Origin of the sequence: Alterotamlana spongicola, from assembly GCF_035818475.1 — a bacterium.
GTDB lineage: Bacteria > Bacteroidota > Bacteroidia > Flavobacteriales > Flavobacteriaceae > Cognatitamlana.
Window position 1 is genome coordinate 1,512,950 of sequence record NZ_JAYMGV010000001.1, and the last position, 12,620, is coordinate 1,525,569.

8 protein-coding genes are annotated in these 12,620 nt (G+C 33.3%); 5 read left to right on the forward strand and 3 right to left on the reverse strand.

Going from position 1 to position 12,620, the window contains the following annotated elements:
• A complete protein-coding gene (locus VOI54_RS06620; protein WP_326281936.1) occupies positions 1–3,015 on the reverse strand; it encodes a TonB-dependent receptor domain-containing protein in 3,015 nt (1,004 codons plus the stop codon).
• 180 nt (positions 3,016–3,195) lie between these two features.
• Here VOI54_RS06620 and VOI54_RS06625 point away from each other — a divergent pair, with 180 nt between their 5' ends.
• The 4 genes from VOI54_RS06625 to VOI54_RS06640 are packed head-to-tail and all read left to right on the forward strand — an operon-like array spanning position 3,196 to position 7,483.
• Positions 3,196–4,290, forward strand: a complete 1,095-nt coding sequence (locus VOI54_RS06625; RefSeq protein ID WP_326281937.1) for a sensor histidine kinase — start codon at positions 3,196–3,198, stop codon at positions 4,288–4,290.
• Complete coding sequence (locus VOI54_RS06630) at positions 4,290–5,015, forward strand: LytR/AlgR family response regulator transcription factor (protein WP_326281938.1); 726 nt, start codon at positions 4,290–4,292, stop codon at positions 5,013–5,015. The genes VOI54_RS06625 and VOI54_RS06630 overlap by 1 nt, the downstream gene beginning before the upstream one ends.
• 27 nt (positions 5,016–5,042) lie before the next feature.
• Positions 5,043–6,374 (forward strand): sugar MFS transporter, encoded by a 1,332-nt coding sequence (locus VOI54_RS06635; protein ID WP_326281939.1) that lies wholly within the window; start codon positions 5,043–5,045, stop codon positions 6,372–6,374.
• Positions 6,375–6,385: 11 nt separating this feature from the next.
• On the forward strand, positions 6,386–7,483 hold the full coding sequence (locus VOI54_RS06640) for an acyltransferase family protein (RefSeq protein ID WP_326281940.1): 1,098 nt from the start codon (positions 6,386–6,388) through the stop codon (positions 7,481–7,483).
• Between the two features lie 326 nt (positions 7,484–7,809).
• Here VOI54_RS06640 and VOI54_RS06645 read toward each other — a convergent pair whose 3' ends face one another.
• Positions 7,810–10,368, reverse strand: coding sequence for a TonB-dependent receptor (locus VOI54_RS06645; RefSeq protein WP_326281941.1), 2,559 nt, complete (start codon positions 10,366–10,368; stop codon positions 7,810–7,812).
• Positions 10,369–10,484: 116 nt separating this feature from the next.
• Complete coding sequence (locus VOI54_RS06650) at positions 10,485–11,300, reverse strand: helix-turn-helix domain-containing protein (RefSeq protein WP_326281942.1); 816 nt, start codon at positions 11,298–11,300, stop codon at positions 10,485–10,487.
• Positions 11,301–11,487: 187 nt separating this feature from the next.
• Between VOI54_RS06650 and VOI54_RS06655 the strand changes: the two genes are divergently transcribed.
• Positions 11,488–12,543 carry a LacI family DNA-binding transcriptional regulator gene (locus VOI54_RS06655; RefSeq protein WP_326281943.1) on the forward strand — a complete coding sequence of 352 codons (1,056 nt, stop codon included), beginning with the start codon at positions 11,488–11,490 and terminating at the stop codon, positions 12,541–12,543.
• Positions 12,544–12,620: the final 77 nt, after the last annotated feature.

Here is a 12,620-nt window from a genome sequence, read left to right on the forward strand (position 1 = left end):
TTAGAAGGTTAAATTAAGATTTAGTCCAATGCTTCTTGTTGAAGGAAGTGCCAAAGCATCTACACCTTGTAGTGCATTTCCTGTACTTAAGGAAAGATTCGGGTCATGTGGTGCATCTTTATAAAAGAAGAACAGGTTGGTGCCAATTAAAGAAGCTTTTACTCTTGAAAAGAATGAGTTTTCCGAAAGGTTAAAATTATAACCGATAGCAAACTCTGCTAATCTAACATTGGTAGCACTATATATATATTCTCCTGTAAAACCATTTCTCCCTCCTACTTTACCATAGTATTCCTGAGCTGTCAGTGTTGACGGCGATCCGTCTATCTGTACATCAACCGGTGCATTGGCGGTCTCTCTGGCAGAATTGTTACTGAACCCTTCAACAATAGCTTCGGTCATACTCATGGTTTCTCCTCCAAACTTGCCGTCAATTAAAAAATCTACTGAAAAGTTATTAAACTGAAAGGAGTTGTTCCATCCTAATGTGAAGTCCGGATTGGCATTTCCTACTTTGGTTAACCCGTCTACTGGATTATCTTCATCAGCAATTACGGCATCGCCTTCTATAATGGGTAACCCATCTGCATTTCTTTTTACCACTTGTGCATAAATATCTCCAAAAGAACCTCCTTCAACCAGATAAGATCCAAAGGTGTTTACACCTTTGCCGGAAAGTGTAAAGAACTCAGGCTCAATTAGACCTTCTAATACCTGGCCATTATAAATTCTTTCAATTCTATTTTTGTTTGATGCAAAGTTTACTGTCGTTGTCCATTCAAAATTATCTTTTTGAATAGGAATGGCAAAGATTGATGCTTCAACACCTTTGTTAGAAATTTCTCCTGAATTCAAATACGCCTGAGGGGCTCCAATAATAGAGACTGATGTTGAAAACGGATAATATTGATTTATTGTTTTAGTATTATAGTATCCTATATCAAATCCCAATCTGTTATTATTAAATCGCCATTCGGTACCAAATTCAAAAGATTTTTGTCTTTCCGGTTTTGGTGTTGAACCAGGAAATGGCCTGATAGGGTCAGCAGGGTTTACACCTCCACCGCCAAAGATTATTGAGCGTTGTGGATTAATTTGATCTGCTGCAAATCCGTTACCTACTTCGGCATAAGATGCCCGGAACTTTGCAAAAGAAATATTTTCGGGGAGTTCAAATAATTCATTTAATACTCCGGTAACCCCAACAGATGGGTAGAAGAATGAATTGTCGCTTTTAGGTAATGTTGAGGTCCAATCATTACGGGCTGTTAAATCCACATATACCTTGTCACTAAACCCTATTGTAGCACTAGAAAATACTGAGTTTACTCGAGTTTCTAATGAATTTTGATTAAAATTTACTGCGGGGTTCCCGTTAAAATTCTGGAAAGAAAATACATTTGCAAATTGTAACCCTCCGTTAGTTCCGGAATCACCGGTAAAAGATTCTGTTGTTGTCCGGGTTGTACTTGCCCCTACAATAGCCGTAATGGAAATACTTTCACTAATCTGTGTGTTAATATTTGCGATAACATCTCCGTAATATTGCGTGTAATCATTTTCAGATACAATATATCGTCCAGTTAGTGGAGCTAAAGTAGCTTCTGTTGTTGCGTAAATTCGTCTTTCAAATTCAAACATTGACTTATCATAGGTCCCCCTGGTTTGGAGTGATAACCAATCATTGATCTTAAAATCTAAGTTTAAAGATGCTACTAATTTTTTACTATTATCTTCAGAAGCATTTCTATTAATTACCCAATATGGATTTTGTTCAATATCTGAAGTTAGTCTAAACCATCTTTGAGCCATGATATTTCTATTAGGGTCTAAAGCTTCAAAAACAGCATAATCAGATAATTTTTCAGAATCAGATTCAAAGGCATAAACACCCACTAAAGGATTAAAATATAAACCGGAAATGGGCCTGTTCTTTATGTTTTGAGTGGTTGCCATTACACTGGCATTAATATTAAATCTTCCATCAAAAAGTTGTGCCGTTTCCCTTACGTTAAACGTATGCTGTTTTAACTTGTTTGTAGGTAATACACCATTAGCAAACGTATTACTATAAGAGAAGTATGTTTGTGCTTTCTCTGTTCCACCGGAAACTGATAACGAGTTAATATTAGTCACACCCGAATCTAGAAAGTCATCAATGTTGCCTTGCGCTTCATCATTGAAATCCATGGCATATGCGGCACTATCTATAGTTAAGTTTGAAGAAAAGTCAACTTTAAAACTTCCAGAACGCCCTTTCTTAGTTGTAATTAAAATAACACCATTTAAACCTGCACTACCATATAATGCAGAAGCAGATGCTCCTTTTAATACGGTTAAAGATTCAATATCATCCGGATTCATTAAGGCAAGCGCATCACCCCCATCTCTATTACCACCATTTATATCACCAAAAGTATCTTCGGGTTGACTGGAAGACGGGTTAGACAAAGGAATACCATCTATTACATATAAAGGCTGGTTGTTGCCAATAGAAGAGTTACCCCTTAAGGTTACTTTAACAGATCCACCCACACCAGAAGAACTACGGGTTATTGAAACCCCGGAAACCTTACCTGATAAACTGTTAATTGGGTTAGTCTGTTTAGCCTTGTTTAACTCATTAGCATTAATGTCTTGTGCTGCATAGGTTAGCGACTTTCGGGTTTTCTTAATACCCAGTGCAGTTACCACAACTTCATTGAGTTGTTCTGCGTCTTCCTCTAATTGTACGTTAATAATGTTTGAATCACCAACTGTAATTTGAGCATTAGTCATTCCCAGATATGAAAAAATTAAAATATCACCTACATTGGCGGTAAGTGTATAATTTCCATCAAAATCTGTTTGAGCTCCAATTGTAGTCCCTTGAACTAGTACATTAACTCCAGGAAGCGGGATACCATCTTCTTTTGAAGTTACTGTTCCCTCAATTTCTTTCTCCTGTCCAAAAGAAAACTGAACAGTCAATAATAAAAAAGAAAACAAGAAAAATGTTTGTAAGTTTTGTTTCATAATTTGTTTATTTTGTTTTTTTAGTTAAGCCAAACTATTTATTCTAAAAATTGTTTAAAAAAAAAATATATAAACAACATTGTTTAACACACAGACAACATTTTATGCTCGATAAGTGATTTTGATAAAATAAACTATTAGTGATTTTATTGATAAATAATTAATATATTGCTAAAATTGTTGAATATTAATAAGGTTTTAGCGGTGAAATCTTTTAAAACATTAAAAAACATTTTTCCTTTTAGTAAAAAACTTCCTTTAACTATTCCGGTCAAGTATCATGTTATATTTTGGTTGGGGTATTTCTTATTTAATTTTGTGAGATGGGGTAGTTATTTTGATGATTATTGGTATTCATTAAAATCCAATCTGGTTGAATTTCCTATTCACATTATAATAGTTTATATTAATATCTATTATTTAATACCAAAGTTTGTTTTAAAGAAAAAGTACCTGTACTATGTGTTATCATTAGCTTTTATGTTAGCCATGGTTTATTTGGTAAGAACCGGTCTTAACTATTTGTTGGTGACTGAGGAGATTTGGCCTGAGGCAGAAGATTCTGCAAAGTTTTTGGAACTCAATCATTTTATAGCTGTTATTTTAGGTGAGCTATATGTTATAGCTTTTGCAACATCAATAAAGCTGCTTATTGACTGGTCTGTTGAAAAAAGGAGAAATGAAGATTTGGCAAAATTACAAATGAGTACAGAACTCAAATATTTACGAACTCAAATCCAGCCTCATTTTTTCTTTAATACATTAAATAACCTTTATGCTTTAACGCTACAAAAATCTGATAATGCTTCACTATTGGTGATTAAGTTGTCAGATATGATGCAATATATATTATATGAAATAAAAAGTTCAAAGGCTAACTTACTGGAAGAGATTAATCATATAAACAATTTTATTGATATTGAGCGTTTGCGTTTTGAGAATAGGGTTGAAGCCGAAGTGAATATTACCGGTAATATTGAAGATATAAGTGTACCGCCACTACTACTATTATCATTTGTGGAGAATTGTTTTAAACACGGAATGAAGGGCAATGATAAATTGGAGATAAATATGAGTTTTGAAATTCAAAATAATGAGTATCTTGAGTTTACTATAACCAATAATTTTAACCCTGATGTTGTAAAGGAAAAGAGTAGAGGTATTGGTAATGACAATGCTAAACGAAGACTGAAGTTATTGTTTTTCAATAACTTTATTTTAGACTCTAAAATTGAAGGAGAGACCTATAAATTATTCCTAAAAATCCCAGTTTGATGAAAATTAAATGCATTATAATTGACGATGAGCCCCTTGCTATTTCTGTGATTGAGAATCATTTAAAGAATTTTGATCATGTTGAGATTGTAGAAACATTCAATAACCCTTTAAAAGCATATCGTGTTCTGGAACAAGAAAAGATTGATGTTATTTTTCTGGATATTAATATGCCACAAATGACCGGATTCACTTTTATTGAGAATCTTGGGTATAAGCCATTAATTGTTATAACAACGGCATATAGAGAATATGCTGTAAAGAGTTTTGAGTTAAATATTTTAGATTATTTGGTTAAACCCATTCCGTTTAATCGGTTTTTAAAGACCATTAATAAAATATATCAACAGGTTTATGTAAATAGCAATACATCCGCTGATACTAGCTTACAGCAAGAACCACATATATTTTTAAAGGTAAATAAGAAACTTGTGAAAATAAATCTGAACGATATTTTGTATATAGAGAGCCTCAAGGATTATATAAAAGTTATTACGGCATTAGGTGATTATGTGGTACATAAAACGCTTTCAGCGATAACTGAAGAATTGCCTCAATCCAATTTTATACGAGTCCATAGATCGTATACAGTTTCAATTAATAAGATTAATGCTTTAGAGGGAAATACTATAGAAATATCAAATAGAAAAATACCAATTGGACGGAATTATACAAAACAGGCCAAAGTGCGAATTTTTAATATAAGCGACGATAAAGAAAAATAGTTTACTAACAACATTTAAATTATAACCATGTCAAATAATCAAGAAATGTCACCACAACCTAAAAACAATACCCTAGTCCCAATACTCATTATTGCAGGGCTATTTTTTATTTTTGGATTTGTTACATGGATAAACGGGGCGCTCATCCCTTTTATGAAAACTATTAATGAGCTTACAGATGCACAATCTTATTTGGTAGCTTCAGCATCCTATATTTCATTTGTTGTAATGGCCTTACCTGCATCTTATATAATCAATAAGGTTGGTTATAAAAAGGGTATGTCATTGGGTTTAATCATTATGGCATTGGGCGCTTTGGTTTTTATTCCTGCTGCTGGAGCCAGAACATACTGGATGTTTTTAACCGCAATTTTTATTCAAGGTGCTGGTATGACCTTGTTGCAAACAGCATCAAATCCATATATCACTATTTTGGGGCCTATGGAATCAGCTGCAAAGCGTATAGCTATTATGGGAATTGCCAATAAAGTGGCTGGTGCGTTAGGTTCCGTGATTTTTGGAGCCCTCCTGTTATCTGGTATTGATGACATTAAAGAAAAGTTAACCTTTGTTGATGACACTGAAAAGGCTGATTTATTAAATACTATGGCAGACAGTGTTGTTACACCTTATATAGCCATGGCAGTTGTTCTGTTCATATTAGGAGGCTTAATTAGAAAAGCACCCTTACCCCATGTTGAGGCTAAGCCTATTAAAGCATCAGAAACCGGAGGGAAAACCAAATCCAGTATTTTTCAATTTCCACATTTATGGCTGGGGGTATTAGCCCTGTTTGTATATGTTGGTGTTGAAGTAATTGCAGGAGATACTATTATTGCCTATGGGATTTCATTGGATATCCCGGTAAGCCAGGCTAAGTTTTTTACATTATTTACACTTATGGCCATGGTAGCAACTTATGCCTTGGGTGTCTTTTTAATCCCTAAATATATAAGTCAGGCTTTTGCATTAAAGGCTAGTGCTATTCTGGGTATTATATTGTCATTTTGTATAGTAAATACAAGTGGTTTTGCTTCAGTACTTTTTGTGGCATCATTAGGTATTGCTAATGCTTTGGTTTGGCCGGCTGTTTGGCCTTTAGCTCTAAATGGTCTTGGTAAATTCACTAAAACGGCTTCGGCCTTACTTATTATGGCCATTTCTGGGGGAGCTATACTACCACCATTATATGGAAAGCTGGTAGACATTAAAAAAGAACAATTAATAGAAACCGGTATGGATAGCGTTATAGCAACAGCTGATTCTGCATCATTTGGTTATTGGGTTTTACTGCCTTGCTATTGTATAATCTTATATTACGCATTCTGGGGGCATAAAGTAGGCTTAAAACAAGATTGATTAATACTATTATGAATGAAAAAAGGCGAATAGAATCTGTTGATGTTTTAAGAGGTTTTACAATTATTGCCATGATTTTGGTGAATACTCCAGGGAGTTGGAGTCATGTCTATGCCCCTTTATTACATGCCGAATGGCATGGGCTTACACCAACAGATTTAATATTTCCCTTCTTTTTATTTATTGTTGGGATCTCCATTTATTTTGCCTATAAGAATAAAATACCTTCTAAAACGGTTTATAAAAAGATTCTGGTAAGAAGCGTAAAGTTAATTGGCTTAGGTTTGTTTTTAAATCTGTTTGTGCCTTATTTTCCGTTTATAACGGATTTAGAAACCGTGCGTTTTCCCGGAGTTTTACAAAGAATAGGTGTAGTATTTTTAATAGCTTCTGTACTTTATCTTAATTGCAATTGGAAAGCTTTATTAGGGTTAAGTATAGTGGTCCTGGTTGGGTATTGGTTGTTTCTTGGGTTTTTTCCCTTTCCAAATGAACATGGAATGTTACCAACATTTGATAGAGCTCCAAATAATTGGGCAAATTACATAGATTTAAAAATTTTAGGAGCACATATGTGGCAACCGGATTATGATCCTGAAGGTGTATTGAGTACTTTACCAGCTGTTGTAACTTGTATTTCGGGAATTTTAATAGGGAAGTTGTTAGATGGGCTTACCCGGGTAAAACCGTTGTTTCTGATTGCTTTGGTATTACTAATTTCCGGCTATGCTTTTGATTACTATTTTCCTATTAACAAAGCCATTTGGAGCAGTAGTTTTGTTTTGGTAACCACCGGTTGGGGTGTCTTTTTATTGGGGGTTATCTATTATCTTATAGATATTAAGCAGTATACATTAGGACGTATTTTTAAGTACATAGGTGTTAATGCTATTACTGTTTATTTTCTGTCCAGCTTTATATCTAAATGCATGTATATGATTAAGATTGAAGCGGGTAAAAGTGTGCATGCCTGGCTTTATGAAACTGTGTTTACCTATGATTTTTTAAGCCCAAAGTTTTCTTCCCTTTTATATGCTTTGGTAGTTGCTACAGTTTATTCGTTACTGGCTTATTATATGTTTAAGAAAAAGATCTTTATCAAGGTTTGATATTAATTACTTTAAGCTTAAAATAGGGTTTTCAAATAGCTTTTTTTAATGTATTTGTAATTTGATTTTGAATATTTTTTGATTGCATTATATGTAACATTTGTTACATATAAATTTTGCTTTTAATTGTATCTATGCGGTTCTTAATTCTTACTTGGAATTTAGAAAATTAATAGCTAATGAGGCGTTTACAATATTGTAGACGCCTTTTTAGTTTGTAATGTTTTGATTTTCAGGAATTTGTATGAGGTGTAAGTGTGGCAAGTTTACCAATGAAAAAAGGGAAGCTGATCAGCTTCCCTTTTTGTAATTATAAAGTGTTTATATTATTTAAAATGTTTATTACCCTCAAATTCTTTTTCTTTTTTCTTCTTGCCATTCATATTTAAGGTATAGCTTACTCCCAATTCTACTATTGGGCCATTACGGGTGTATTCCGTTTCCTGATAGAAGATCTGCTCATTAGAACTGTTAAAAGCATTCGTGTCCAGTCCTTCCAGATTTGAACTGAAAATATCTAATCCTCTAAGCGAAAAATCCCAGCCTTCTAATGATTTTGGTTTATAATTTATAGCTGCATTGGCCATGGCAAACCTGGCATTTGCTCCTTGAGAAGTCACTGTATTAGATTTGATATTATAATCAAAACTAAATTTTAAGGGATCTGAAATATTTAGGTTTAAGTTTCCTTTTAATGTCCAGTTGGTGCTGGAGGTATTTACAGCATATCCAAAAACATCACCTTTAATTTTGAAATGGTATAATGATCCGCCAAGAAATATTTTACCAAATGATCCGGTTACAATATTGGCATTTAATTCAGCTCCTAAAGAGGTTGAATTTCCGGCATTGGTATAACTTCGTATTAATACATTTTCCTGAAGTATATCATGAACATCAGAATTTTCAATGCTTGTAGTGGTTGTATTTACTCTAAATACGGCATTGTCTGTTCCTCTGTAAAACCCGGTTAAACTCAATGTATGACTATTGCCTATCTTAGTGTCATAGGTCAGTTCAGCATTGTTTAAATATTCAGCTTCAAGATTTGGATCTCCCAATACATAGACCTCAAAATGGCGACGGTATAAAAATGGCGCTAAGTTTGTAACTGACGGACGGTTAACACGTCTGCTGGCTGCCAGAATTAATTTGTCATTTTCAGATATTGGATAACTTAAATGAGCAGAAGGGAAAACGTCTAATTTTCTATCTTTATAGTTAGGCTGCCCTGCATTATCAAATAATGTTAAATAATCCGTGTTGCTTACATCCATGCTTTGATCACCATATTCAGTTCTTAATCCCAAAATGTAATCCAGTTTACCTGTTTTTCCTGTGTAATCTACATAGGCAGCATAGACCGTACGTGTTAAATCAATGGAATTATCCAGATCTTTGGTAACTAAAGTGTTATTAAACTTAAAATCTCCGGCAATGTTGGCATAGTTGGTTTGTGCACCAAAGCTTAAAACGTCAGTCTCATTAATGTCTTTTGAATAGTCTATAGCGAATCTAAATCCTTTAAGCGGTGTACTATCTGACAATGAATACTCTTGTTCTACAACAGATCCGGCTTCATCGGTATCAGGATCATAACTGTAGTTTTCGTTTACAAGTGCTCTGCTTAAATCTGAAGTCTCATAGGTAGCAGCAATTTTTAAATTTGAGGTGTCATTAAAATCGATAGAATAATCGGCATTAAGGGTATGGTATTTTCCATACCTGTTATCTATGTTAGGGTTGTAAATCCAGGTTTCAGAAGCATCATCTTTATTTGACTTATCGGCGTCAGCAAAAAAGTTGTTATATACATAATAAGCAGCTCTTCCTGCAGTTCTGTTTCCATAAAAATAAGATAATGCAAGGGCGTCTCTTTCGCCAAGATCAAAATCTATACCGGCATTTGCTGAATAATATTCATACCATTCCGGGCGTTCTCCTGCTGCAACCATGTGGAAATATTCGCCTTCAGGCTCTTTTACCAACACACGGGCATCTCCGGATCTTTTGCCGTTTACATTCTTTTTATTATAATTAAATCCCCCATATAAAGACACTTTTTTTGTATTGTAAACCAGGTTTAAGCCGCCTCCATATCTGTCATCATTCATTCCGTAACCACTGTATTTATCTGTTTTATTAGCCCACGGAGCACCTCCAATCAAACCATTAGCCGAAATTGATAAACCTTCAACACCTTTTGTTTTAGTGCTAATATTTATAATTCCTCCTTTACCCTGAGCATCAAAGCGCGCTGTTGGTACAGTAATAACATCAACTTTATTTATAGAATTAGCAGCAATTTGATTTAATAAGGTATTGGCATCCATTTGGGTTGGCTTGCCATTTAAATACACCATAAAATCTGATGTGCCTCTTACAGAAACATTCCCACTTGGGTCTACAGAAACTGATGGAAGCCTGTTTAATACATCGGCAGCATTACCACCTTTTGCAGTTTCAAAATCATTAGTGCTATATGTTTTTCTGTCTATACCTGTTGAAGCTGTTTTTTTAACGGCTTTTACAGTAACTTCATTAAGTGCTTCTAATTGTGGTTTTAAATTAACCACGCCCACATTTACATCAGGGGTGTTTTTGGTGAGCAATATGTTATCTAAGTTAATGGTTTGATAACCAATAAAAGAAATTTGAACACTGTAGGTGCCTAGTTTTAAGTTTTCAATTTCAAATGTTCCATCGTCAGATGATATCCCTCCCTTTACGGTTTCTGATGAATCATCAAGAATAACAACGGTTGCAAAAGGTACCGGCTCATTGGACTCATCATCAATTATGGAACCGCTAATATCTCCTCTTTGGGCAAAAACAAGATGTGTAAATAAAAAAAGGAGTGTTAATAAAGAAAATTTAGTATTCATACTTATGTATTTAATTTAGCCTTTAGGCGTGCAAATTAATGCTATTATGTTTGATTTTGCGCAAAACTATACCCTTAATACTTGAGAAATTGGTCTTTTTGAAAAGTTTATGGTCTTTAATTAAGGTTTTCATTTTTAAAGTTACTGGGGGTGTGCCCAACATGCCTTTTAAAATACTTGGTAAAATGAGAATTATCTTTGAAGGATAAAGAGTATGCTATTTCTGAAATGTTTTTGTTGGTATACAATAATAGACGCTTGGCTTCTCTTAAAATAAATTCTGAAATGACCTCAGAAGCTGATTTACTACATTCGTTTCTGCAATTTATATTTAAATTCTGAGGGCTTGTATTTAATAGTTTGGCATAGTACTCAACATTATTAGAAAGGTTGTCCTGGCTGGAAAGCAATTCGGTAAATTGTTGATATATGGATTGGTTAGGATTTTTTTCCTTTGGTTGAAATTGAAGTATTTTACTTAATAAGGCTTTGAGCAATCCTTCAATAATAGTATTAGATTGCTTTGCGTTTTGATATTCATTAACCAGTAAATGAAACAGTTGTTCAACCGTATTACTGTCTTTAGGTGTTAAATGAGTAAACGAAGTTATTTTAATAAGTAGTTGCTTGATCTCAATATCTAAACAGTTTTCTATAAAAGACTTTTTAATGATAATAACAAAACCTTTTGGTTCTGAAGTAATATCCCAAAAATGAACCTGCTCTTTTCTAACAACAAAAAAGATTGGAACATCTTTTTTTATTTCAATTTTTGAATTATCTATAACATGATATCCGCTTGCTTGAGTAAAATACACAAATTCAAGATATTTGTTGTGTTTATGAGGAGCCGTTTTTCTAATACTCTTTTTAAAAGGTTCAATTTTAATAGTATCGTATGAGGCGGTTTTGTCTTTTGTTTTGAACTCCATTATGTCTTAATATACTGTGTAAATTAAATCCTGAAAAACACATAAATCATTTGAAGGATTACTAAATGACTCCATAAATAATAAAAGGTTTAATTTAAGTATAAAATAGATTGAATTTTAAAGAAAGTTTATTTTTAAATAAAATTGCCTGGAATTTTTGTAATAACTTATTTTAGACACAAACATTTTGCAAAAGTTATTTTGTAAATTGCGTTACTTTATATTTTATGCATTTACCTGTATGGTTACTTTAAAACAATTAGCAAAAGAATTAAACGTTTCAATTTCTACAGTCTCTAAGGCCTTAAATAATAGTGATGAGATTGGAGAAGAAACGGTTAGGCGTGTTAAGGAGTTAGCTGAATTATATAATTATAAACCAAACAAGGTTGCATTAAGTTTAAAACAAAATCAAACCAAGACCATAGGAGTTATTATACCCAATATACTAAACCGGTTTTTAGCTAAGGTGTTATTTGGTATAGAAAGAGAAGCTAATAAGCATGGGTATAATATTATTACCTGTATATCAAATGAGTCTTTAGATAAAGAAAAAGAAAGCCTTCAGTTGTTGGCAAATGGGAGTGTAGATGGTTTTATTTTATCTGTAGCTCAGGAATCTCAGGTAAAAAATGAAATAGAGCATTTTAAAAGAACCATTAGTCAGGGTTTACCAATAGTTATGTTTGATAGGGTAGCTCATGATGTGTTATGTGATAAAGTTATAGTTGATGATTTTGAATCAACATATAATGCTACCAAAAGCTTAATAGCAGAAAAGCGAAAAAGAATTGCTTTTATTAGCAATATTAATGATATCAGTGTTGGTAAATTAAGAGAGCATGGTTATAATAAGGCTATTTTAGAGGAAGGTCAGGAGCCTTTGGTTTTAAAAATTAAAAAGAAGGACGATCATCAAAAAAAGATAAAATCGTTCTTCAAAAAGAATAAACAAATTGATGGTGTTATTGCTGCTGATAGTTCTTCCGGGGTTATTGCACTTAATGTAGCTATTGATTTTGGGAAGAAAGTACCTAAGGACATATCAGTGGTTGGTTTTGCCAGTAAATCAGATTCAAATCATACCATTCCTAAGTTAACAACAATCAGGCAGCATGCTAAGATTATAGGCTCAAAAGCAGCAGAATTACTTATTGAAAGAATACAAAATGTGTCTCCAGGAGAGGATGTTAAAACTAAAATTGTTAAAACAAGCCTGGTGAAAAACAAGTCTACTTTATAAGTTTTTTCATCCAAAACAACACTTAATCGATAAAATAATACATTTAATCGATATTTTTATTATATTTTGTTGTATCT

Excerpts from the sequence above, each read along its gene's own strand:
- VOI54_RS06645 (WP_326281941.1), bottom strand. The coding sequence starts at position 10,368 with ATGAATACTAAATTTTCTTTATTAACACTCCTTTTTTTATTTACACAT.
- VOI54_RS06630 (WP_326281938.1), top strand. The coding sequence starts at position 4,290 with ATGAAAATTAAATGCATTATAATTGACGATGAGCCCCTTGCTATTTCT.
- VOI54_RS06650 (WP_326281942.1), bottom strand. The coding sequence starts at position 11,300 with ATGGAGTTCAAAACAAAAGACAAAACCGCCTCATACGATACTATTAAA.
- VOI54_RS06620 (WP_326281936.1), bottom strand. The coding sequence starts at position 3,015 with ATGAAACAAAACTTACAAACATTTTTCTTGTTTTCTTTTTTATTATTG.
- VOI54_RS06640 (WP_326281940.1), top strand. The coding sequence starts at position 6,386 with ATGAATGAAAAAAGGCGAATAGAATCTGTTGATGTTTTAAGAGGTTTT.
- VOI54_RS06635 (WP_326281939.1), top strand. The coding sequence starts at position 5,043 with ATGTCAAATAATCAAGAAATGTCACCACAACCTAAAAACAATACCCTA.